Origin of the sequence: Caballeronia sp. ATUFL_F1_KS4A (genome assembly GCF_023630905.1) — a bacterium.
Lineage (GTDB): Bacteria > Pseudomonadota > Gammaproteobacteria > Burkholderiales > Burkholderiaceae > Caballeronia > Caballeronia zhejiangensis.
In genome coordinates, this window is record NZ_JALQEB010000030.1 from 342,528 (window position 1) to 364,902 (window position 22,375).

20 protein-coding genes are annotated in these 22,375 nt (G+C 64.8%); 6 read left to right on the top strand and 14 right to left on the bottom strand.

Annotation, left to right across the window (positions count from 1 at the left end):
- Positions 1-148 precede the first annotated feature (148 nt).
- Positions 149-916: an endonuclease/exonuclease/phosphatase family protein gene (locus NCS03_RS19210; RefSeq protein WP_250529586.1), complete on the bottom strand. Its 768-nt coding sequence runs from the start codon at positions 914-916 to the stop codon at positions 149-151.
- Positions 913-3,198 (bottom strand): VTT domain-containing protein, encoded by a 2,286-nt coding sequence (locus tag NCS03_RS19215; RefSeq protein ID WP_250436082.1) that lies wholly within the window; start codon positions 3,196-3,198, stop codon positions 913-915. The genes NCS03_RS19210 and NCS03_RS19215 overlap by 4 nt, the downstream gene beginning before the upstream one ends.
- A 134-nt stretch (positions 3,199-3,332) precedes the next feature.
- Between NCS03_RS19215 and clcA the strand changes: the two genes are divergently transcribed.
- The 5 genes from clcA (at position 3,333) to NCS03_RS19240 (ending at position 7,339) form a co-directional block, all read left to right on the top strand.
- Entirely contained in the window at positions 3,333-4,658 is a 1,326-nt protein-coding gene (gene clcA, locus NCS03_RS19220) for a H(+)/Cl(-) exchange transporter ClcA (protein ID WP_250503112.1), read from the top strand.
- A 68-nt stretch (positions 4,659-4,726) separates the two neighbouring features.
- Complete coding sequence (locus tag NCS03_RS19225) at positions 4,727-5,755, top strand: aldo/keto reductase (protein WP_250529587.1); 1,029 nt, start codon at positions 4,727-4,729, stop codon at positions 5,753-5,755.
- A 135-nt stretch (positions 5,756-5,890) separates the two neighbouring features.
- Positions 5,891-6,505 (top strand): LysE family translocator, encoded by a 615-nt coding sequence (locus NCS03_RS19230; RefSeq protein WP_033536710.1) that lies wholly within the window; start codon positions 5,891-5,893, stop codon positions 6,503-6,505.
- A gap of 284 nt (positions 6,506-6,789) precedes the next feature.
- Positions 6,790-6,957 carry a hypothetical protein gene (locus tag NCS03_RS19235; RefSeq protein WP_160172929.1) on the top strand — a complete coding sequence of 56 codons (168 nt, stop codon included), beginning with the start codon at positions 6,790-6,792 and terminating at the stop codon, positions 6,955-6,957.
- Between the two features lie 220 nt (positions 6,958-7,177).
- Positions 7,178-7,339, top strand: coding sequence for a DUF1328 family protein (locus tag NCS03_RS19240; protein WP_008352793.1), 162 nt, complete (start codon positions 7,178-7,180; stop codon positions 7,337-7,339).
- A gap of 68 nt (positions 7,340-7,407) precedes the next feature.
- On the opposite strand, the gene NCS03_RS19245 is transcribed toward NCS03_RS19240, so the two are convergent.
- The 8 genes from NCS03_RS19245 to NCS03_RS19280 all read right to left on the bottom strand — a co-directional run bounded on the left by NCS03_RS19245 (position 7,408) and on the right by NCS03_RS19280 (position 17,140).
- Positions 7,408-8,526: a diguanylate cyclase gene (locus NCS03_RS19245; RefSeq protein WP_284504115.1), complete on the bottom strand. Its 1,119-nt coding sequence runs from the start codon at positions 8,524-8,526 to the stop codon at positions 7,408-7,410.
- A 36-nt stretch (positions 8,527-8,562) separates the two neighbouring features.
- Entirely contained in the window at positions 8,563-9,546 is a 984-nt protein-coding gene (locus tag NCS03_RS19250) for a chemotaxis response regulator protein-glutamate methylesterase (RefSeq protein ID WP_250529588.1), read from the bottom strand.
- On the bottom strand, positions 9,543-11,768 hold the full coding sequence (locus tag NCS03_RS19255; RefSeq protein WP_250529589.1) for a hybrid sensor histidine kinase/response regulator: 2,226 nt from the start codon (positions 11,766-11,768) through the stop codon (positions 9,543-9,545). Before NCS03_RS19255 ends, NCS03_RS19250 begins: the two co-directional genes overlap by 4 nt.
- Complete coding sequence (locus NCS03_RS19260) at positions 11,765-12,460, bottom strand: chemotaxis protein CheW (protein ID WP_250529590.1); 696 nt, start codon at positions 12,458-12,460, stop codon at positions 11,765-11,767. Before NCS03_RS19260 ends, NCS03_RS19255 begins: the two co-directional genes overlap by 4 nt.
- Positions 12,457-13,749: a CheR family methyltransferase gene (locus NCS03_RS19265; RefSeq protein ID WP_250529591.1), complete on the bottom strand. Its 1,293-nt coding sequence runs from the start codon at positions 13,747-13,749 to the stop codon at positions 12,457-12,459. The genes NCS03_RS19260 and NCS03_RS19265 overlap by 4 nt, the downstream gene beginning before the upstream one ends.
- Positions 13,746-14,216, bottom strand: a complete 471-nt coding sequence (locus NCS03_RS19270) for a chemotaxis protein CheW (RefSeq protein WP_008352785.1) — start codon at positions 14,214-14,216, stop codon at positions 13,746-13,748. The genes NCS03_RS19265 and NCS03_RS19270 overlap by 4 nt, the downstream gene beginning before the upstream one ends.
- 12 nt (positions 14,217-14,228) lie before the next feature.
- Entirely contained in the window at positions 14,229-15,854 is a 1,626-nt protein-coding gene (locus NCS03_RS19275) for a methyl-accepting chemotaxis protein (protein WP_250458043.1), read from the bottom strand.
- Positions 15,855-15,964: 110 nt separating this feature from the next.
- A complete protein-coding gene (locus NCS03_RS19280) occupies positions 15,965-17,140 on the bottom strand; it encodes an MBL fold metallo-hydrolase (protein ID WP_250529592.1) in 1,176 nt (391 codons plus the stop codon).
- Between the two features lie 330 nt (positions 17,141-17,470).
- On the opposite strand from NCS03_RS19280, the gene NCS03_RS19285 reads away from it, so the two are divergent.
- Complete coding sequence (locus NCS03_RS19285) at positions 17,471-17,740, top strand: hypothetical protein (RefSeq protein ID WP_239294385.1); 270 nt, start codon at positions 17,471-17,473, stop codon at positions 17,738-17,740.
- Positions 17,741-17,767: 27 nt separating this feature from the next.
- Here NCS03_RS19285 and xylB read toward each other — a convergent pair whose 3' ends face one another.
- The 4 genes from xylB to NCS03_RS19305 form a co-directional block, all read right to left on the bottom strand.
- Entirely contained in the window at positions 17,768-18,535 is a 768-nt protein-coding gene (xylB, locus tag NCS03_RS19290; protein WP_250529593.1) for a D-xylose 1-dehydrogenase, read from the bottom strand.
- Between the two features lie 10 nt (positions 18,536-18,545).
- Positions 18,546-20,330: an IlvD/Edd family dehydratase gene (locus NCS03_RS19295; RefSeq protein WP_250529594.1), complete on the bottom strand. Its 1,785-nt coding sequence runs from the start codon at positions 20,328-20,330 to the stop codon at positions 18,546-18,548.
- 104 nt (positions 20,331-20,434) lie between these two features.
- Positions 20,435-21,475, bottom strand: a complete 1,041-nt coding sequence (locus NCS03_RS19300) for a LacI family DNA-binding transcriptional regulator (RefSeq protein WP_250529595.1) — start codon at positions 21,473-21,475, stop codon at positions 20,435-20,437.
- A 13-nt stretch (positions 21,476-21,488) separates the two neighbouring features.
- Positions 21,489-22,375, bottom strand: an 887-nt coding sequence (locus NCS03_RS19305) for an SEN1982 family lipoprotein (RefSeq protein ID WP_250529596.1), incomplete at its 5' end; no start/stop codon positions are given.

Genomic DNA, 22,375 nt, shown 5'->3' on the forward strand with positions numbered 1-22,375 from the left:
TGCGTTCGTATCACGCCGGATTCTACATAGGCCAAGCGAGTTCGTGCGAGTCTTTTGCGCTTTTATATCGTTTTTATAGGGGTTTTTCGTGGCGTCGCGCTGACACGCAAGTCATGGAGCCGCGTTTACATCGCATACGTCGCGCGCTTTATCGCTGCATCGACGATGCAAATGCGCGATGCGCGATATGCGCGATGAGCGGATAGTGATCCGATGCAATACGCGAAAGCGGCGTGCGATGCACATCGACACGCATGAGACGTTCGCCCGGATGCACCCAGATGCGATCGAGCGCGAAGAGCGGATAGCGCGTCGGAAAGGTGCGCAACGCACTCGCGCGATGAAAGTGCGTGACGAGCCGCCGCAACGTGCGGCCATAGACGAACCATTCGTTCAGATCGCCGAGCAGGATCACGGGCAGCGCGGGCGTATCGAAGCTTTGCAGCACTTGCTCCACTTGCGCGCGCCTTTCGCTCGATGCAAGCCCGAGATGCGTCGCGACCACACGCCAGAGTTCGCCGCCGCAATCGATATCGGCATCGAGCGCGCCGCGCGGCTCGCGGCTCCTGAACGAAAGATCGAGCGTGCGGACCGCGCGCACCGGATAGCGCGTGAGCACTGCGTTGCCGTAACGCCGTTCGGGCGTGTCGAGCGTCGGGCCCGCGACCGCGTTCAGGTTCGTCATGCGTTGCAGCACGTCGAGCACATCGGGCGCGCCGCTGCCGCCGAGCGGCACTTCCTGCAGCGCGAAGATGTCCGCATCGATCTCGGCGAGCACTGCGCCGATGCGTTCCGGCGCGAACTTGCCGTCGATGCCTATCGCGCCATGCAAGTTGTATGTGGCGATGCGCAGCTCGCGTGCGCGCGCGTCCTTCGTATATTCGCGTTCGATGACGGTCTCGTGCATCAGCGTCATGAGTTGACCTCGTCGGGGCGCTCGTTTTTCGTCGATGATTCGCGCGGCATCGTGCCGTTCTCGCGCAGTTCGCTCGCGCGTTTGGCTTCGTCGCTGGCGCGCGATTTGTCCGCATCGCTCGGTGCGCCTTCGTGCGCGTCGTGACGATTCTTGCCGCCGAGAAAGCGCTGCAGCAGCAGCGACGCGCCGATCAGCGCCGCGCCGATGCCGATCAGCACCGCGAACGAGCCGACCGTCGGCCGATGCAGCGACGCGACGAACTGATGCGCGAACGCGACCGTCAGAAAGATGCCGGGGCCCATGCCGAGCATCGTGCCGATCATGAAGTCGCGCATGCGGATATGCGATGCGCCCGCCACGAGATTGACGATCGCAAATGGTGCAACGGGCAAGATCCGCAACACGACGACCGCGACGATGCCGCGCTTCGCCACGCGTTCGGACAGCCGGTTGACGCGCGCGCCCGCGAGCTTGCGCACCGCGTCACGGCCGAGCCAATTGCCAAGGGAATACGATATCGCCGCTGCAATCGTCGTGCCGATGAACGCATAAGCCGCGCCCCAGGACGCGCCGAAAACGATGCCCGTCGTCGCGATCAGCAACGTGATCGGCACGGCCATGACGGCCGCGATGACATAGCCGAGCACGATCCAGACCGGCGCGAGCGGCAGCGAATCGATATGGCGCGTCGCGTTCGTGAGCGACTTCAGGTTCACGTAATCGCCGAGCGGCGTCCAGTGCCACAGACCCGCGACGACCACGACCATCAGCGCGAACATGCCGAGCAGCGCGAAGCGGCCGATGAGCGGACGCGTCTTTTCCGCAGGCACGAACTGATCGACGAGTTCGTCGGCGGCGATCGGCGTTTCGGGATCGATCAGCGCCTCGGGCGGAATCAGCTGGTCGAGCTCCGTCGACACTTGCGGATCGAGCGGCACCATCGTGCGATGTTCGTCGCGGTCGCGCAACAGCGCCTGAATTCCCGCATTCGTGCCGTTGCGCGCCTCTCGTTCGCGCACCACATCCGCGATATCGCAACCGAGATGCTCGGCGAGCAGCGTGTCGCGCATCGTCGCGATCGCGCGGCGGATACGCGCATCCGCGCCCGCATCGATCGAGACGTTGCATTCGCTGTCGAGGACCATCGAGCGATTGTTCAGATTTGCCGAACCGACGATCAGCAATTCGTCGTCGACGATCATCAGCTTGCTGTGCACGTTGACGATCGCGTCGCCGAGCTTCGGCACGCTCGGGCACAGCAGCCGATAACGTCCATGCGCGTCGGCGTTTTTCAGAAGCCTGTGCAGGCGCGCGCGCAGCACGCCCATCGTCACTTCCTGAAGCCAGCCGCTTTGATTGCGCGGCACGACGATCGTGAGATCGGGTCCGTCCTCGCGCGCGAGCGAATCCGCGAGCGCCGCGCCGATCGTCCCCGAAGTGAAGTACTGGTTCTCGATATAGATGCTGCGCCGCGCCCGCGCGATGGCGTCGAGATACTGCGTGCGAATCTGCTGCACCGGTTCGCGGCCGAGATAATCCGGCTCGGTGAGCGAGATGGCGATATCGACATCTTCGAGATCGACGCGTCGCGAAGGCGGCCACGGATCGTTCTGCAGCGTCGCGCGATGCGCGCGAATCGCGAGGCGCTTGCCGCATGCGCGGGCCCATCGTTCGCGTGCGAGCTGGCCGATTTCGCGCGCGGCGTCGCCATCGAACATCGTGTGGACGTCGTGAAACGGCTGATATGCCGCGCCGTTCGCATCGCGGCGCAGCGGCTCGTCGGGCGCGTGCGCGGACGTGTCCCAGCGCGAGCGCGTGAGATCGAGTCCGCCGACGAATGCCACGCGATCATCGATCACGACGATCTTCTGATGCTGCGATCCGCCGAGCGGATGCTTGCCGTCCATCTGGAACGCGATGCGCCGGTGCGTGCGCCAGCCCATCTTGTAGACGGGCAGCCATTCGCGCTCGAATGCGTAGAGCATCGCGAAATCCCAAGCGAGAATGTAGATGCGCAACCGCCGCTTGTCGCCCGCGAGCGCGTGCAGAAAATCGCCGAGCGCTTCGGGATAGCCGTCGTCCGCGCCTTCGGGCGTGAGCTTCATGCGGCTATCGATATCCCAGCCGAGGATGAACACCGTGCGCTCCGCGCGCGTGAGCGCCTCGCGCAGCACGCGGAAATAATCGGCGCCATCGATGAGCAGACTGAAGCGATCTGCGTGACGCACGCTCGCGCAATTGCGCCCTGGCTGAAAAAACGGCTCGTCGTTTGCGTGGTTCATGTGCCTCTGTGTGCCTCTGCATACCCCGCGACGGGCTTCGCGGCGAAATAACTTTCGTTTTGCAAGCCCCATGCCCGCCGCGCCGCGCGATGTTACGCTTCGTTGCACATGCCGATTCCGGAGCGACATGCGCGATGAACGATAACGAGGTCACCAATCAGGACGATGAGCGCGCAGGACTCGTTCCGCTCGCGGCGGCATCGGTGGTCGTGGGGGCGGCGACGGGCGCGATCGGCGTGCTCTTTCGCTTCGCGCTCGAACGCGGCGATATCTGGCGCAACGCGTTCGTCGCGTGGGCGCACGCGGGCCACGATGCGGCGATCGTGCTCGTCGTGCTCGCGGCGACGGCGGCATCCGCGCTCGCCGCATGGCTCGTCGCGCGTTTCGCGCCGATGGCGAGCGGCAGCGGCATTCCACACGTCGAAGCGGTACTGCACGGCAGCGTGCCGCCTGCGCCGCTCGTGCTCATCCCGATCAAGTTCGTGGGCGGCGTGCTCGCCATCGGCGCGGGGCTCGCGCTCGGCCGCGAAGGTCCGACCGTGCAGATGGGTGCATCGATCGCACATGCCATCGGCACGTCTTTCAGGCGCAATGCCGGCGATTGCCGTGTGCTGCTCGCGGCCGGCGCGGGCGCGGGGCTCGCCACGGCGTTCAATGCGCCGATCGCGGGCGCAGTGTTCGTGCTCGAAGAACTGATGCGCCGTTTCGATACCCGCACGGCGGTCGCGGCGCTCGGCGCATCCGCGAGCGCGATCGCGATGGCGCGTCTGCTGCATGGCGATCTGCCCGACTTTCATCTGCCCGCGCAGCCGTTTCCCGGCTTCGAGATGACCGGCGCGCATCTCGTGCTCGGCCTGTTGCTGGGGCTGCTCGGCGCGCTGTACAGCCGCGTGATTCTCTGGACGATCGATGTCGCCGACTCGATCGCGCCGCCCGCATCGGTGAAACATGCGACGGCGCGCGCCGCCGTGGTCGGCGCGGCGGTCGGCCTGCTCGCGTGGTTCGCGCCGGCTCTCGCCGGCGGCGGCGATGCGCTGACCGAGCGCGCGCTGCTCGGCGCGGGAACCGTCGCGAGCGTGACGGCGATGTTCGCGTTGCGCTTCGTGCTCGGCCCGGTGTCGTATGCGGCGGGCACGCCAGGCGGCCTTTTCGCGCCGATGCTCGCGCTCGGCGCGCAGACGGGCCTCGTGTTCGGCCGCGTGTGTCTCGACTGGTTTCCCGGCATGGCGAACCCCGCCGGCGACACCGCCACGTTCGCGGTGGTCGGCATGGCGGCGTTCTTCGTCGCGGTGGTGCGCGCGCCGGTGACGGGCATCGTGCTCGTCACGGAAATGACGGCGAGCTTCACGCTGCTTCTGCCGATGCTCACCGCCTGCTTCACCGCGATGATCGTGCCGATGCTCCTGCGCGTGCCGCCGATCTACGATTCGCTCGGCGAACGCGCGGCGCGGCATCGCTGACGCGGACGCTGCATGCGTCGAGCCGTTGCGGTAGTCTCGTCGATGGACTTCATCCACGAGGACACGCAATGGAATATCGACATCTCGGTGCTTCGGGCTTCAAGGTTCCCGTCCTGAGCTTCGGCACCGGCACTTTCGGCGGCAAGGGCGAACTCTTTCAGGCGTGGGGCGAGACCGACGTGAGCGAAGCGCGCAAGCTCGTCGACATCTGCCTCGACGCGGGCGTGACGATGTTCGACACCGCCGACATCTACTCGCGCGGCACGTCGGAATCGATACTCGGCGAGGCGCTCAAGGGCCGGCGCGACAAGGTCATCGTCTCGACCAAGGCGACCTTCCGCTTCGACGACAACGACTCGAACGCCGTCGGTTCGTCGCGCTTTCATCTCATCAAGGCCGTGAACGGGGCACTGGAACGCCTGCAAACGGATTACATCGACGTGTTCCAGTTGCATGGCTTCGATGCGAAAACGCCCGTCGAAGAGACGCTTTCCACGCTCGAGGATCTCGTGCGCGCCGGAAAAATCCGCTATACGGGCGTGTCGAATTTCTCGGGCTGGCATTTGCAGAAATCGCTCGATGTGGCCGACCGTTACGGTTATCCGCGCTATGTCGCGAATCAGACTTACTACTCGCTGATCGGCCGCGACTACGAATGGGAGCTGATGCCGCTCGGCATCGATCAGGGCGTCGGCGCGATCGTCTGGAGCCCGCTCGGCTGGGGACGCCTCACCGGCAAGATTCGGCGCGGCCAGCCGCTGCCCGCGACGAGCCGTCTGCACAAAACCGCCGACATGGGGCCGCCGGTGCCGGACGAATATCTGTACCGCGTCGTCGATGCGCTCGACGCCATCGCCGAGGAAACCGGCAAGACCGTGCCGCAGATTGCGCTCAACTGGCTGCTGCAGCGCCCCACGGTCGCGACCGTGCTGATCGGCGCGCGCAACGAGGAGCAACTGCGGCAGAACCTCGGCGCGGTCGGCTGGAACCTCACGGCGGAACAGGTGAAGAAGCTCGATGAGGCGAGTGCGGTGCGGCCCGCGTATCCGTACTGGCATCAACAGGGATTCGCGGAACGCAATCCGTTCCCCGTGTAAGGAGGTTGGGCTGGGCGCGACGGCGCGTCGCGTCCGAACACCGTACAGGAAGTCACCTGACAATCTGTACCGGTACTGTACCGGACACCTTCCGTACACTTGGCGCTCATCGAATCCTTCATTGCGGAGCGCGCCATGCCCACCGAACTTCTGAACGCCCTTCCAGCCGCCGCGCTGTTCGCGCTGGTGACGACCATCACGCCCGGTCCCAACAACACGATGCTGCTCGCCTCGGGCGTCAATTTCGGGTTGAGGCGCACGCTGCCGCACATGCTCGGCATCAGCGCGGGCATGGCGATCCTGATGATCGCGGTCGGCCTCGGGCTCGCGCAGGCGTTCGAGCGTCTGCCGATCCTCTATACGGTGCTGGAAGCGGCGAGCGTCGCGTATCTGCTGTATCTGGCGTGGAAGATCGGCACGTCGTCGTCGGTGCAGATGCGCGACAGCAAGGCGCGCCCGATGCGCTTTCACGAAGCGATCGCGTTCCAGTGGATCAATCCCAAAGCGTGGATGATGGTGCTCACCGCCGCGAGCACGATCCACCTGCACGCGAGTCTTTCGCTGAACGCCGCGCTGATGGCCGTCGTGCTCGTCGTGATCGGCTTGCCGTGCATCACGATGTGGGCCGCGTTCGGCACGTCGCTGCGCCGCTTTCTCGCGGATCCGCGCCGGTTGCGCATGTTCAACATCACGATGGCCGTCTTGCTCGTGTTGTCGCTGTATCCGATCGTCGCCCATTTTTTCGCTTGATGCGCGATCCGAAACATGCGCGTCGTCTTTGCCTCGACGCGCGTCCCGGTGCATACTGGCCTTACGCGCCGGCACGCAAAATCTGCCGTCCTGCTTGCAAGATTGGGACTGCGTTTCTTTATCGTCAGCACGGTCTGTTCACCTTTCCGCCCAAACGATCCTCAACTGATCCTTAAGCGATCCTTTAAGGCGGACTATTCAGCCCGGCGCGTACAAGCCTTGCTAGTCCGTTGGTTCGCGCCGAATCGTCGGCGCGGCTTTGAAATCTGTTCAAGGAGTACGCCATGTCTGGAGCCAATCGCCCGTCCGGTCCCGCCACGCGCAAATCCCTCGACCTAGCCGATCAGATCGAACGCGATGAACTGGAGAACAACCTGCCGGATGCGCTCAACAGCGTCGACGACGAAGACGACGACGATGAAACCGACTCCGATCGCACACTAGGCCGTTAGCCTCGACAGCCGGACACATCGCGCGAAGGCAAGCGCGATCCGCGACGCCGCAATGTTCCTTTCATTGCGGCGTTTTTGCATCTCCGGCACGCGGGCGATGCGCTGGGCACGTCCGTTGCTTTGAACGATGCGCGGGAAAACCGATGAGCGAAAGCGGCGGCATCGATCCGCCTGCATATCGACCGATCAACCGATCATCCGATCCACCAAGGAGGGCAACATGCTCCGTTACGCTGTCATCTTCTTCATCATCGCGATCATCGCGGCCGTCTTCGGCTTCGGCGGAATCGCAACGGGCGCGGCGGAAATCGCCAAGATCCTGTTCTTCATCTTTATCGTGATCTTTCTGGCGACCTTGCTGCTCGGCGTGTTCAGGCGATGACGCCATTCACGCAGCACACGCCGTAAAGCAAAACGCGCGGGCTTCGACGAAGGCCGCGCGTTTTTTCGTCAGGTGACGATCACCCGGTTCTTCCCGTCTCTCTTCGCGCGATACAGCGCGAGATCGGCGGCTTCGACGAGCTGCTTCGACGCATCGTCGTGCATCGCCATCTGTATCGCGCCGCCGACGCTGATCGTCACGCGCCCGCTCGACGAACCCGCATGCGGCACGTCCAGCGCCTCGACCGCGATGCGTATTTTCTCGCCGAGCAGACGCAAGCCCGGCGCCGATGTCGAGAGCAGCACGACCGCGAATTCCTCGCCGCCGAAGCGCGCGGCGAGATCGGTCGGACTGGCGAGACTCGATTCGATCGTATGCGCGACGAGCTTCAGCACATCGTCGCCGGCGACGTGGCCATACGTGTCGTTGTACGACTTGAAGTTATCGACATCGATCATCAGAAAGCCGATGGACGCATGCTCGCGAGCGGCGCGCCGCCATTCCGCGTTCAGATAATCGTCGAGACGGCGGCGATTCGACAAACCCGTCAGCCCGTCCGAATGCGTCAGGCGCTGCAATTCCAGATTCGTTTCGAGCAGCTTCTGCTGCGACTGACGCAGCGCGCGATACGCTTCGTCGCGTTGCAGCAGGTTCTGATACGAACGCGAGTGATAGCGCACGCGCGCGACGAGCTCGATGGTATCGGGCAGCTTCACGAGATAGTCGTTCGCGCCCGCCGCGAATGCCGCGCTCTTGATGCGCGGCTCTTCCTTCGTCGAGAGCACGATGATCGGGATATCGCGCGTCGCCGGATGCTCGCGGTACTGACGCACGAGCGTCAGGCCATCGACGCCGGGCATCACGAGATCCTGCAGGATCACCGTCGGCCGCGTTTCCTGCGCGGTGCGCAACGCCTCTTCCGGATTCGCGCAGTAATGCAGATCGACGTTGCGCTCTTCGGCGAGCGCGCGGCGCAACGCTTCCGCGATGATCCCCTGATCGTCGACGAGCAGCACCATCACCGGCAACTCGGCGGCGGGCGGCGCGTTCAATGCGGCGGCGAGCAGATCGGACACGGCGCGCTCGTCCGCGATTGCACGCGAGCCCGCGCGCTCGATGCTCGCCGACGCGGCGGCCGCGGCCCGTTTCGCGCGCTCGGCCAGCGGATCGGGATGAGGAGTTTTCATGAAACGTGTGTCCTTGGTTGATGTGCTTCGCTGAGCTCAGTCGAACGCCTTGGCGATCGCATCCGCGATGCGCGGCAGCGGCAGTATCGACGCCGCCGCGTTGAGCGCGGCCGCCGCCTTCGGCATGCCGTACACCGCGCTCGTCGCCTCGTCCTGCGCGATGGTGTGATAACCCTTCGCGCGCATCGCCTTCAGTCCGATCGCGCCGTCGCGGCCCATGCCGGTCAGCAGCACGCCGACTGCGCGTCCGGTCCAGCGCTCGGTCACGCTCTGAAAGAACACGTCGACGGACGGGCGATACGGCAATTGCTCCGGATGCGCGGTGTAGCCTAGGCGCGTGGCGTCGGCGAAATGCAGATGATCGTTGGTCGCGGCGAGCAGCACTTCGCCGGGCGCGGGCCTGTCGCCTTCACGCGCGATACGCACGGGTAGCGCCGATTGCGCATCGAGCCATTGCGCCATGCCTTCGGCGAACGCGCGATCGACGTGCTGCACGATGACGAGCGCCGCCGCGAAATGCTTCGGCAACGCGCCGAGCAGTGTCGCGAGCGCGGACGGTCCGCCCGCCGATGCGCCTATCGCGACGAGACGATCGCCGCTCTTCGTTGCGGGCAAAACGCTCGACGATGCGAGCCGCGCGCCGATCTGATCGATCTTCGCGATCAGCGCCGCCGCACCGCGACGCGCATCGGCGCCGGCGAGCGCGGGCGTATCGACGGCATCGAGCGCGCCCGCGCCCATCGCTTCATAGACGCGCCATGCGTTCGCGCCGACATCGACCGTGACGACGAGAATCGCGCACGGCGAACGCGCCATGATGGTCCGCGACGCCTGCACGCCATCGACATTCGGCATCACGAGATCCATCAGCACGACATCGGGCGTGTGCGCCGCGCAATAGTCGATCGCCTGCTGGCCGTCGTGCGCGATCCACGCGATCTCCAAGTCGGGCCGCGACGCGAGCGCGCGACGCAACGCTTCCACCGCGAGTGCAACATCGTTGACGATGCCGATCTTCATGTCTTCGCCTCGCCGATGAGATCGCGCACGGCATCGATCAACGCCTGATCGTGAAAGCTGCCTTTCGCGAGGTAATAGTCCGCGCCCGCGTCGAGGCCGCGCTGACGATCTTCCGCGCGATCCTTGTACGACACGATCATCACCGGCAGGGCGGCGAGTTGCGCATCGCGCTTGACGAGCGTGACGAGCTCGATGCCATCGAGCCGCGGCATGTCGATATCGGTGATGACGAGATCGAAGTCCGCGCCGCGCACCGCGTTCCAGCCGTCCATGCCATCGACCGCGACGGACACGTCGTAGCCGCGCGACGCGAGCAGCTTGCGTTCGAGTTCGCGCACGGTGAGCGAATCGTCGACGACGAGCACGCGCTTCGCGCTCGCCACGCGTGCACGCGAAGCGCCGGCACCGACGCGCCCGAGCTCGCCGCTGCCGACGAGCTTCTCGACGGAACGCAGCCAGTCGTCGAGATCGGCGATGAGCAGCGGATCGCCGTTCTCCATCAGCGCGCCCGCCGCGATGTTGCGCACCTTGCCGAGGCGCTTGTCGAGCGGTTGCACCACGAGCATCCGCTCGCCGAGAAAGCGATCGACGACGATGCCGTAACTCGCCGCGCCTTGTCCGATGACGACGACGTTGAGCCTTTCGCTCGCGGCTTCGAACGCGGCGGTTTCGAGAATCTGGTGAGCGGTGACGAGGCCGATGCGCTTGCTGTCGAAGGAAAAATGCTGCTGGCCTTCGAGCATGTCGATGGCGCTCGCGGGCAGCACCAGCGTGCGCGCGACATGCGCGAGCGGCAGTCCGTAGGGCTCGCCCGCCACTTCGACGATCAGGCTGCGGATCACCGACAACGTCAGCGGCAATTGCAGCGCGATGCGCGTGCCCACATGCGTTACCTGCGTCACGCGCACGCTGCCGCGCACTTGCCGCACGATGTCCTGCACCGCATCGAGGCCGACGCCGCGGCCGGATACATCGGTGACGGCATCGCGCATCGAAAAGCCGGGCAGCAGCAAAAATTCGAGCAGTTCCGCTTCCGTGAGGCGCGCGGCTGTGTCTTCGCTCGCAAGATGCTTGCGCACGACCGCGCGGCGAAGCGCATCGAGATCGACGCCCGCGCCGTCGTCGGACACGCTGATGAAAAGCGAGCCCGCGCTATGGCGCGCTTCGAGCGTGATCGTGCCGATTTCGGGCTTGCCGAGCGCGCGGCGCAATGAGGGCGGCTCGATGCCGTGATCGACCGCGTTGCGCAACAGATGCCCGAGCGGCGCGTCGAGCAGATCGAGAATGTCGCGATCGACCTGCGTCGATTCGCCCGCGATGACGAGATGCACGTCGCGGCCGAGTCCGCGCGCGACATCGCGCACCATGCGCGCGAAGCCGCCCGTTGCATCGACGAAGGGACGCATGCGGCACGCGAGCGCTTCGTCGTAGATCTGCTGCGCGAGATGCGTCGAACGCCGGTCGTAGTTTTCCAGTTCAGCCAGACGCTCGCTCAACTGACGATGCGCTTCCGCCGTCAAACGACGCGCTTCGTCGAGCGCGGCGTGTGTGCGTGCATCGAGTTGCGCGGCGTTCGAATCGGTCAGCGATTCGTGCAGGCGTTCGAGCGCGCGGCTCGCATCGTGCTGCACGCGCTTCACGCGCAGCATCGATTGCGAAAACGGCTTCAGCCAGCGCGATTCGACGAGCGATTCGCCCGAATGACTCAGCAGGCGATCGAGCGTGTCCGCGCGCATGCGCAACATGCGAGCTTCGTTCGTGCGCGATGGTGCCTGAATTGGCTCGGACGGTTTCGTCGGTGTAAGTTCGCGTTGGGATGTTGCGCCTTCCATATGCGCGCTGAGGCCATCCACGAACGCATCGACTTCGCGTTCGAGCGCGGTCTGTGCATCGATATCGCGCGCCTCGCCGATCTGCACGATCAGATCGACACCGCGCAACAGCATGTCGATGTAACCCGCATCGAGCACGATGCGCCCTTCCTGCGCTGCGACGAAACAATCTTCCATCACATGCGCGAGCGTCACGCCGACCGGCACGCCAACGACACGCGCCGCGCCCTTCAGCGAATGCGCGGCGCGCATGCTCGCTTCGAGCGTGACGGGATCGCGCGGCGCACGTTCGAGCGCGATGAGGCCATCGGAAAGAATCTGCGCCTGCCCGCGCGCTTCTTCCTGAAAGAGGTCGAGCAGCGACGAACGTCCCGCATCGATGCTCGTCATGTGAGACTCCGGTTCAGGCTGTCGATGAGTCGATCGGCGTCGAGCAGGCCGACGGTCGCGTGCCTGAACGCGGCCACCGCATGCGCGTTCGACGACAGGCGCTGCGCGAGCGTCGCGGGCACCGGCTGAAGCTGCGCCTGCGTGAAGCGATGCACGCCGTCGACGGCATCGACGGGAAAAGCGATCGGTCCTTCGTGATCGCCATTGCCGCACTGCATGACGATGAGACGCCCGAGTTCGCGGGCATCGAGCGATACGTTTTTTGCAGCGCTTTCGTCCGCTTCGATGCCGAACAGCCGCGCCAGCGAAGCGCACACGATCAATCTGCCGCGCACGTTCACGACGCCCAGCACCGCGCGATTGCGCCGATGCGGCAGCGAGTGCACCGGGCGCAATTGCGCCACTTGCGCGCAGAGGTTCGTCGGCAAGCCGAGCCATTCGCCGCCGATGCGAAACACGAGACATGAGAGCGTATCGGTTTGCTTGTCGCCTCGTTCGACGACCGCCGAAGCGACGATCGACGTACGCGCTTCCACGCGATCCAGCACGCGCGCTGCGGCTTCATCGTGAACCGGGCAATTGCGGCAATGCACGTAGCGTTCGAGCTTCGGGCACGATGCATCGCCGCGCACGCCGATGCGGTTCCAGCAATCGTCGATATCGTTCGTGACGCCGATGTCGCGTGCGTTCATCGCGCGCGCTCCGTGACGCGTTGCGCACGCGCGAGCAGCAGACGCGCGCCGCTTTCATCGCCGTCGAGCGAGAGACACGCGGCGAGATGCGTGAGCGCCTCGCGATGCGCGGGATCGAGATACAACGCACGACGATAATGCCCGCGCGATGCCTGATGCTCGCCACGCGCATCGGCGATCACGCCAAGCAGATAGTACGCATCCGCGTTCGATGGATGCGCGTCGAGATACGCGTGCGCGGCATTCGCAGCGGTGTCGAGCTGGCCGGCATCGGCGAGTTGACGCGCGTGCGCAAGACTTGCCGGCGGCGCGGGTTCGGCGTGCGGCTTCGCAACCGGCATCGCACGAACGACGGTCGGCGCACTCGCCCATGCGGGCAACACGAACGCGGGCTTCATCGGCTTCGCGATGATCTGCGGACTCGGCCATGCACCATCGAACACGTTCGCGCGCTCGCGCTCGGGCCGATTGAACGCGAAGGCGAGCGGAATGTTCGCGGAACTCATGCCCTCGCGCATCAGAAGACCCGTCTCCGCCGGACCGACGAACAGCGTGCCGCCTTCTGCGAGCAAGCCATCGAGCACGCGCAGAACAGCGCGCTGCGTATCGCGATCGAAATAGATCAGCACGTTGCGGCACAGAATGAAATCGAAGCGCTCGAACGCATGCGTATCGAGTTGCAGCAGATTCGCTTGCGAGAAGCGCACGCTCTGTGCGACGGCGGGATCGAGCTGCCAGCCGCCATCGGTCGCGCGGAAATGACGGTCGCGAAAACCGAGCGCGCGTCCGCGAAACGCGTTGCGCCCGTAATGCGCGCGGCGCGCAATAGCGAGCGCGCGTTCGCTCACGTCGATCGCGTCGATGGTGAAGCGCTCCGCAGCGATGCCCGCTTCGATCAGCGCCATCGCGACGGTATAGGCTTCCTCGCCGGTCGAGCACGGCGCGCTCAGCACGCGCAGCGGCTTCGCGGGCCGTTCATGCAGACGCACGCGCGCAAGTCGCGCGAGGGCGGCGAACGCTTCGGGATCGCGGAAGAACCACGTCTCCGGCACGACCACCGCTTCGATCAACTCCTGCATGCGCGCGCCGTCCTGCATCACCGCGCGATAGTAATCGTCGAGCGTGCCGCCTTGCTCGTCGCGCCACAGGTTGAAGCGTTCGCGTACCGCGCGCGATACGGCGTTCGCGCCGATCGATTCGGCATCGAGGCCGATCGTGCGATGCAACAGCTCGATGAAGCGGCCGACGCCGAATGCTTCGTCCGCGAAGGCGCTCGGCAGCGCGCTCATGCTTCGCTCCCGGCGAAGAGCAGCGTCTGCACGTCATCGGGCAACAGATGCTCGATGCGAACCCATTGCAGCAGGCCTCGCTCGTCACGCGCGAGCGGACCGAGATAGCGCGCGTGCGGCGTGTCGATGCCCGCATCGGTGAACGAAGCGGCATCGAAGGTGACGGTGCGCGTCGCCTGTTCGAGCAGAAGACCGAGCCGGTGATGCTTTATCGCGCCGTCGTCGCCGCAACGCGGATACGCGACGAGCGCGAGCCGCGTCGACACTCTCTCGTGCGAGGCACGCGCGAGCGCGAGCGCCGCGAGATCGATAACGGGCACGTTGGCGCCTTCGCAGTCGAGCACGCCCGCGACCCATGCGGGCGCGCCCGGCAGCGTCTTCAGCGGCGCGAGCGGCAGCATGCGCTCGACCTGCGCGCTGTCGAGAAGATAGCGGTCGGCGTCGAGCGTGAACTGGACGAAGAGCATCGCGGCGCGCCTTTAAGCGGCGATTCTGAAGCGCGACACACCCGTGCGCAGACCGTTCGCGACGTGCGTGAGATCGTCGATTGCCTGCGACGACTGGCGCAGCGACTCGGCCGTCTGTTGCGCGGCCTCGGAGAGTTGCGAGAGCGCCTGCGAAATCTGGTCCGCGCCGGTCGCCTGCGTCTGCATGCCTTCGTTGATCATCGAGAAGCGCGGCGCGAGCGTCTGCACCTGATGGATGATCTGCGAAAGCTGTCCGCCTACCTGCTGCACGTCGAGCATGCCGCGGCGCACTTCCTCCGAGAACTTGTCCATGCCCATCACGCCCGCCGCGACCGCCGATTGAATCTCCTTCACCATCTGCTCGATGTCGAACGTCGCGACCGCCGTCTGATCGGCGAGGCGGCGGATTTCCGTCGCGACCACCGCGAAGCCGCGCCCGTACTCGCCCGCCTTTTCCGCTTCGATCGCCGCGTTCAACGAAAGCAGATTGGTTTGATCCGCAACTTTCGTGATGGTCGCGACGACCTGATTGATGTTGCCCGCCTTCTCGTTGAGGATCGCGAGCTTGCCGTTCACCGAGCCTGCCGCTTCCATCACGAGGCGCATGGTTTCCTCCATGCGCGTAAGCCCCGCCTGACCGGTGCCCGCGAGCGCCGCCGATTGCTCCGCCACGCCCGAGACTTCGTTCATCGTGCGGACGAGATCGCGCGCGGTCGCGAAAATTTCCCGCGACGTCGCGCCGATTTCCGTCGTCGTCGCGGCCGTTTCGCTCGCCGTGGCCTGCTGCTCGCGCGCGGTCGCGGCGATCTCCGATACCGACGTCGTCACCTGCACGGCCGATTTCTGCGCCTGGCCGACGAGGCCCGTGAGTTCATCGGTCATGCGGTTGAAGCCCGCCTCCAGCGTGCCGAACTCGTCGCGGCGCGCGAGCGCGAGGCGCTGTGTGAGATCGCCGGTACGCATCTTGTCGACGACGTCGACCATGCGCAGCATCGGCACCGTCAGCGCCTTCATCAGCATGAAGCCGAGCACCGCCGCCGCCCCGATCGCCACGACCATGATGACGATGAGCGTCGTTTCCGATTTCTGCACCGAGCCGCGAATGCTTTGCACCGATTTCGCGTTGAAGACTTCGTTATGCTCGACGAGCGCGCGCGTCGCGGCCTGACCCGCTTCCCACGCCGGCGTGAGACGCGTATTGAAGGTCGCGACGGCCGCGTCCTTCGCACTCGCGAGCTCTCGCAGCGTCTGATCCTGTACCGGAAGGTAGAGGTCGCGCTGGCGCTTGAATTCGTTGAAGAGGCGACGGTCGTCTTCTTCGAAGATGGTCGGCGCGTACGTTTCCAGCAGCTTGTCGATGCTCGCCCGCGTTTCGGCGAGATGCTGCGTGTCGCGGCGTATCTGCTCTTCGTCGCGGTCGATGAAGACGAGCCGCTGCGTCAGCGTGTAGTTCTCGATCCAGGCCGCGCGCAGGTCGTTGGAGACCGAGAAGCCGATCATCGAATCGTCTTCGAGGCTCTTTGCTTCGCGATCGATTCCGCCGAGCAGCGTGTATGACAATGCGGCCATGACGAGCATCAGGGTAAGGATGATGCCGAAGCTCGCCAGAATGCGATGCCGGATGGACAGTTGCTTCACGCGTTTGAGCCCTATAACTGGAAAAGGACGACCGCGCGCCGCGCGAGAAACGCGAGGCGTCGCAGATACAGATGGATTTCCGCGCGTGAAAGACGCGCTGCCACACCGTGTTAACGGCCGATTGTGGCTGCGCTTGAATCCGGTGTGTCGAGATGAATCATTTCACCGTGTTTCAGCACGGTGAACGCGTCCGCGGGCAGGCCGGCGCGGCGCACGGCTTCGGCCAGACGGCGCGGCGGCTCGTCGAGCGGTTCGTCGGTCAGCTCGAACGAACCCCAGTGAATGCCGATCGCCTTTTTCGCATGCACGTCCTGGAAGATGCGCACGGCTTCTTCGGGATCGACGTGCTGCGCCTGCATGAACCAGCGCGGATCGTACGCGCCGATCGGAATGAGCGCGAGATCGAAGCCGCCGAAACGCGCGGCGATATCGCGGAAGTCCGGCGAGTAGCCCGTATCGCCCGCGAAGTAAAACGAATACGGACGCGCCGCGCCTGCCGGCGTTTTCACCACCCAGCCGCCCCACAGCGTTTCCGCGCGGTCGAATGGCGTGCGCGCGGACCAGTGCTGGCTCGGCACGAACCAGATATCGAGGCCGGCCGCGTGCGTTTCGTCGCTCCAATCGAGCTCTTCCACATTCGTTATGCCGATATCGTTCATCCACTGTTCGATGCCGAGCGGCACGAGAAAGCGCGGCGGCCCGCCCGCCTGACGGTTGAGCGCTTCGACGCTCGGCTTGTCGAGGTGATCGTAGTGATTGTGCGAGATCAGCACGATGTCGATATGCGGCAGCTCGTCGAGCGTAAGGCCGGGCGGCGTCTTGCGCTTCGGGCCGATGAACGAGAACGGCGACGCGCGTTCCGAGAACACCGGATCGGTGAGGATGTTCACGCCGTCGATCTGCACGAGCGCGCTTGCATGACCGATCCAGGTGAGCGTGTCGGTGGTGCGGTTGGCCTTGAGCCAGGCGATGTCGGGATGCGCCATCGGAAAGTGATAGCCGTTCGCCGGCGGCTTCGGCAAGCCTTGCTTGAAGCGCTCCCAGCGCCACTTCAGGAACGATTCGCGCGGCAAGGTTCCATAGTTGTTCTCGTAGCCCGACGAAGTGCGTTTTGCGTGATGCAGCGGCTGCGGCTCGTGCGATGCAGCTTCCTGGCTGCGCGCCGGCGTGCCTGACGCGCAACCCGCGAGCAACGCGAGCGCGCACAACGCGACATGAGGACGTCGCGCGAACACATCGGAGCAAAAAGCGAAGAAGAGATGCATGTTTTGACGAAGTGCGCGCATCGCGGGCAGTCGATTGTACGGAATGCATGGAGAGCACGCTGTGCGCGCTCTGGTCCGATCATCGGAAAATTGCGTTGCGCCTCGTCCCGCAAGGCCGGGCTAGATAATTCATCGCTAGAAGCCGGAGTCGGCCCGCTTCTTGCGTTCAACTGCCCCAGCGCCGAAACAAGGCGTTTTCGAAATCCAATCGCGGCGCGTGCTGCTTTTTGGATGCGGACATCGCATCCCAGCACGCAGCAGGCCGGTGCCAGAGACGGGGGCGTCATGAGTGGCAGTCAAAGAAGAAACGCAACAAACACGTTCAACCCGCAATTGCATACGATGCACGCCATGCTGGTGTCCCGCGCGGCATCGCATATCGCGAGCGCGATGCGGCCCGAAGGCCGCGACGAAGCGCTCGCGGAGGGCATTACTGAAGTCATCGCCCATTGTGGAAACGCGGGGCTCGGCCTCTTTCTCGCTGCGGTCTGGCATTGGCTCGATGAACGCGACTACCACGAAGCCGCCGACGCCGTGCAGCACTACATCGAAAGCGGCACGATGCCGACGGTCAAGCCAACGCCGAAAGTGGTGCGGCGTCGCGACGTGCGCGTGACGTAACCATCAGGTAACGCATCGGGTGACGCGTCAGGTGCCGAACCATCCGGCATCGACGTAATAGTCGCGCGCGGTGCAGCGCGCCGCATCGTCGGATGCGAGGAACAGCACCATGCGCGCGATGTGTTCCGGGTCGATCCGCTCATGCAGACATTGCTGCGCAAGCAGCTGCGCCTCGCTCTCCGGCGACTGCCACAACTTCATCTGGCGCGGCGTACGCACCGCGCCGGGAATCACCGTGTTCACGCGAATGCCATGCTCACCGAGTTCGCGCGCAAGGCCGCGCGTGAGCCCTTCGATCGCGGCCTTCGCGGTCATGTAAAGCGTGAGATCGGGCAGCGCGAGATGCCATGAGATCGAGCCCATGTTCACGATCGCGCCTTGCTTCTGCGCGCGCATGCGCTTCGCGGCCGCCTGCGCGCAGAAGAACTGATGCCGCAGATTCACGGCCATGCGCTCGTCCCAGTACGCAGCGCTCACATCGTCCCAATGATGGCGGTCGTCGCTCGCGGCATTGTTGATCAGCACGTCGATGGAACCGGCTTCGCTCGCAATGGCGTCGAAGGCTTGCTCGATCGCGCCGGCATCGCGCAAATCGCAACGAAGGAACTTCGGCGCATGCTGCTCGCTCGCGAGCGTCTGTTCGAGTTGACGCGAATCGGCCTCGGCGACATCGATGAAAAACACGCGCGCGCCCTGCTGCGCGAACGCCTCGACGATCGCCGCGCCGATGCCGCTGCCGCCGCCCGTCACGACAACACGCTTGCCCGCAAGACTCGGATAGATGGCGTAGGACATGGCGGCTCGCTCAATGTGAATGACGCGGATTGCCGCGCGTTTCGATGACCTTCAGATACAGCGTCGCGGGTTCGAGGCATCCGCCCGTCGACAACTGTCCGACCGTCAGCCGATACAACTCCTGCCACGGCGTCTGCGCAACCGGCGCGGCGAACGACGATTGCGCGCGACGGCTTTCGAGTTCGGCTTCGTCGAGCAGCACGTTCACGCTGCGGGCGTTCAGATCGACGCGAATCCGGTCGTTCGTGCGCAGCATCGCAAGACCGCCGCCGATTGCCGCTTCCGGCGACATGTTCAGAATCGACGGACTCGCGGACGTGCCGCTTTGCCGGCCGTCGCCCATGCAGGGCAGCGAATCGATGCCGCGCTTGATGAGCTCGGCGGGCGGCGCCATGTTCACGACCTCCGCACTGCCGGGATACGCAACGGTGCCGCAGCCGCGAATCACGAGAATGCAGTGCTCGTCGATCTCGAGCGACGGATCGTTGATGCGCGCGTGGTAATCCTCGGGACCGTCGAAGACGATCGCGCGCGCTTCGAACGTGTTCTCCGCGCCCGGCTCGCTCAGATAGGTCTTTCTGAACGCATCGCCGACGACCGATATCTTCATGATGGCGCTATCGAAGAAATTGCCCGACAGGACCATGAAACCCGCGCCGTGTTTCAGCGGATCGTCCGCCGTGCGGATGACCTCGTTGTCGGCGGCGGGCGCATCGCTCGCGATCTCGCCGATCGTGCGGCCCGACACCGTCAGACAATCGCGCGCGATGAGTCCGGCCTCGTCGAGTTGCCTAAGGACCGCAGGCACTCCGCCCGAGCGATGAAAACTCTCGCCGAGATACTCACCCGCGGGCATGCAGTTCACGATGAGCGGCACTTGCTCGCCGTGGCGCTGCCAGTCGTCGAGACTCAGTTCGATGCCCATGTGCCGCGCGATCGCGATCAAGTGCGGCGGGCAATTCGTCGATGCACCCAACGCGGATGCAACGACGATCGCGTTAATGAACGCCTCGCGCGTCATGATCTTCGACGGCCTCAACTCTTCACGCACCATGTCGACGATGCGCTTGCCCGTGGCATACGCCATCTGTCCGCGCTCGCGATACGCGGCGGGAATGCTCGCGCACGTCGGCAAGGACATGCCGAGTGCTTCGGCGAGACTGTTCATCGAGAGCGCGGTGCCCATCGTGTTGCAATGTCCGATCGACGGCGACGATGCGGTCGTCAGGCGCATGAAGCCTTCGTAATCGATCTCGCCCGCCGCGAGCAGATTGCGCGCGTGCCAGATCACCGTGCCCGAACCGACCCGCTTGCCTTCGTACCAGCCATCGAGCATCGGACCGCCCGAGAGGACGATCGCGGGCATGTCGACGGTGGCGGCCGCCATCAGACATGCGGGCGTGGTCTTGTCGCATCCGGTGGTGAGCACGACGCCATCGAGCGGAAAGCCGTGCAGGATTTCGACGAGACCGAGATATGCGAGATTGCGATCCAGCGCGGCGGTCGGACGCCTGCTCTGCTCCGCGAGCGGATGCACGGGGAACTCCATCGGGATGCCGCCGGCATCGCGAATGCCCGCCTTCGTGCGCGCGGCCAGTTCGATGTGATGGCGGTTGCAAGGCGCGAGATCGCTGCCGGTCTGCGCAATGCCGATGATCGGGCGGCCCGATTGCAATTCCTCGCGCGTCAGGCCGTAATTCATGAAGCGCTCGACGTATAGCGCGGTCATGTCGGCGTGCGAGGGATCGTCGAACCACTCCTGGCTGCGCAGGCGCTTGGGATTCTGTTGGGGCATGAGGTGTCTCTCCATCATTCACAGTCGTTCGACGCTGTGTTCATAGTGGTGTTACCGGTAACATCGCGATCAATGTTAGCACGCAATCGCGTTACTGCTTCGGCTTAAGCGCTTTCGCGCGCTATCACGGAATAGGCCACGCGCACGCGCTTGGCCGGCGGTGCAGCAACGCCCTGATCGCGCGCTTCGAGCGCCGCGAGCAAGGTCTCTCCGGTGCGCAGGCCGATGCCGTATGCGTCGACGGAAACCGTCGTGATCGATGGCGTGCAGCATGCGGCAACCTCGAAATTGCCGAAGCCCGCGACGGCGATATCGTCCGGTACGGTGAGGCCGCGCCGGTGACATTCCATTATCGCGCCGAACGCGGACATGTCGCTCACGCACATCACGGCCTGCGTGTCGGGCCATGCTTCGAGCAGTGCGGCCATCGCCGGGCCGCCGTGACTCATCGTGATCGGCGAATCGCCGAGACGGATGATGCGTCGATCGTCGAGGCCGAGCGCCTTCATCTGCGCACGAAAGCCTTTCAGACGATCGAGACCGCGACGGTCGAGCTCGCTCGCCCCGCCCAGGAAGCCGATGCGTTGGTAGCCTGCGTCCGCCAGATACCGCACCATTGCGCGCGCGGCGCTGACGTTGGAAAAACCGACGGCGGCATCGATCGGATCGGAAGGCGAATCCCACATCTCCACGACAGGAATGCCCGAGCGGCGCAACAGCGCGCGCGTCGCTTCGGTGCGACGCGAGCCCGTCAACGCGATGCAGCGCGGCTGATGACGCAGCATCGAGCGCACGAGCCGTTCCTCGCGATCCAGATGGTAGTCCGTGTCGCCGATCAGCAATTGCAGGCCGTGCGGTTCGAGCGACGCGGAAAGACCGCGCACCGTGTCGGAGAAATTCGAGCTCGCAAGCGACGGCACCAGCACGGCAACGAATTCCGAACGGCCGGACGACAACGCGCCGGCAGCGGCATCGGCGACGTAGCCGAGTTCGTCGATAGCTTGCTGCACGCGTTCGCGCGTCGCCAACGCAACGCTATGTCCGGCGAGCACGCGCGATACGGTCATCTTCGACACGCCGGCGAGACGCGCGACGTCGGACATGCGCGGCGGGCCGGCGGAAGGATCGAAGTCTTGCTCGGACATGCGGCGATGGTCCTCAGTCGACGCGGACCCAGCCGTCTTCACGCTGTTCCAGGATGACATGCAGCTTCGTCTCGCCTGCTTCGCGGTCTGAGGCGGTTACCTCCGGGAAAGCGCGCTTGATGTCGCGATCGTCGGCCCACGGAGCCACGCTCTCCAGCTTGTAGGTGTAGGTAACGTCGGAACGGTGAGCGGTGGGATCGGGCTCGGTCCAGCTCACGACCTTGTCCAGCTTGACGTGCGCGTAACAAAGCATCCAGGCGCGCGGATCGCTCGTCGCGTTCGGATCGCCGGCGGGCCGGTTGGTTTCGACCGCGTACTTTTGCCCTTCGCCCGTAAGGCTGTACGCGAGGCCGTTCTGTTTGGCGTTAGCGTTCGCGGATGTCGGGGCCGCTCGCGCGATGAGCCCGCTCTTTTCGAGCGCAGCGAGCTGTTCGCGCAGCGCGGCAGCCGAATATTCGTTGAGGTCCCGAATGCTATAGGCCGATGGGAACGCGTAGGGGCCGCGGCCGCTGCGATTCAGGCATAGCAAGCCGCGATTCGTTTTCATGTCGGCGGAAATCGCGTCGCCGAGGCTGGACTCGCTTGCATCGTTCTTCTTGCCGCACGCCGCAAAAAGCAGCGTCGCGCTGACGGCGGCAATCAACAGGCTCGTTCTCATATGCGCTCCGGGATGGGTCGGCATGATGGGTACAACCTTTCGATGCCATTCTACCGACTGAAGCAGCGCATCGGAGTTGGAACGGCACCGGAACAGACTTCGTTGATGCAAATGCCGCGCTTCAAACGCAAAAACCCCACCTTTTGGGGTGGGGTTTTTGTTTGAAGCATGAGGAGCCTGACGATTACCTACTTTCACACGGGTATCCGCACTATCATCGGCGTGGAGTCGTTTCACGGTCC

What these genes read in the sequence shown, in the direction of transcription:
- xylB (WP_250529593.1), bottom strand. Translation starts at nt 18,535, where the DNA reads ATGTCCTACGCCATCTATCCGAGTCTTGCGGGCAAGCGTGTTGTCGTG.
- NCS03_RS19255 (WP_250529589.1), bottom strand. Translation starts at nt 11,768, where the DNA reads ATGACGAGCATCGATGCGGGACGTTCGTCGCTGCTCGACCTCTTTCAG.
- clcA (WP_250503112.1), top strand. Translation starts at nt 3,333, where the DNA reads ATGAACGATAACGAGGTCACCAATCAGGACGATGAGCGCGCAGGACTC.
- NCS03_RS19270 (WP_008352785.1), bottom strand. Translation starts at nt 14,216, where the DNA reads ATGCTCTTCGTCCAGTTCACGCTCGACGCCGACCGCTATCTTCTCGAC.
- NCS03_RS19245 (WP_284504115.1), bottom strand. Translation starts at nt 8,526, where the DNA reads ATGAAAACTCCTCATCCCGATCCGCTGGCCGAGCGCGCGAAACGGGCC.
- NCS03_RS19230 (WP_033536710.1), top strand. Translation starts at nt 5,891, where the DNA reads ATGCCCACCGAACTTCTGAACGCCCTTCCAGCCGCCGCGCTGTTCGCG.
- NCS03_RS19210 (WP_250529586.1), bottom strand. Translation starts at nt 916, where the DNA reads ATGACGCTGATGCACGAGACCGTCATCGAACGCGAATATACGAAGGAC.
- NCS03_RS19280 (WP_250529592.1), bottom strand. Translation starts at nt 17,140, where the DNA reads ATGCGCGCACTTCGTCAAAACATGCATCTCTTCTTCGCTTTTTGCTCC.
- NCS03_RS19265 (WP_250529591.1), bottom strand. Translation starts at nt 13,749, where the DNA reads ATGAGCGCGCTGCCGAGCGCCTTCGCGGACGAAGCATTCGGCGTCGGC.
- NCS03_RS19240 (WP_008352793.1), top strand. Translation starts at nt 7,178, where the DNA reads ATGCTCCGTTACGCTGTCATCTTCTTCATCATCGCGATCATCGCGGCC.
- NCS03_RS19300 (WP_250529595.1), bottom strand. Translation starts at nt 21,475, where the DNA reads ATGTCCGAGCAAGACTTCGATCCTTCCGCCGGCCCGCCGCGCATGTCC.
- NCS03_RS19235 (WP_160172929.1), top strand. Translation starts at nt 6,790, where the DNA reads ATGTCTGGAGCCAATCGCCCGTCCGGTCCCGCCACGCGCAAATCCCTC.
- NCS03_RS19215 (WP_250436082.1), bottom strand. Translation starts at nt 3,198, where the DNA reads ATGAACCACGCAAACGACGAGCCGTTTTTTCAGCCAGGGCGCAATTGC.
- NCS03_RS19295 (WP_250529594.1), bottom strand. Translation starts at nt 20,330, where the DNA reads ATGCCCCAACAGAATCCCAAGCGCCTGCGCAGCCAGGAGTGGTTCGAC.
- NCS03_RS19260 (WP_250529590.1), bottom strand. Translation starts at nt 12,460, where the DNA reads ATGAACGCACGCGACATCGGCGTCACGAACGATATCGACGATTGCTGG.
- NCS03_RS19225 (WP_250529587.1), top strand. Translation starts at nt 4,727, where the DNA reads ATGGAATATCGACATCTCGGTGCTTCGGGCTTCAAGGTTCCCGTCCTG.
- NCS03_RS19285 (WP_239294385.1), top strand. Translation starts at nt 17,471, where the DNA reads ATGCTGGTGTCCCGCGCGGCATCGCATATCGCGAGCGCGATGCGGCCC.
- NCS03_RS19250 (WP_250529588.1), bottom strand. Translation starts at nt 9,546, where the DNA reads ATGAAGATCGGCATCGTCAACGATGTTGCACTCGCGGTGGAAGCGTTG.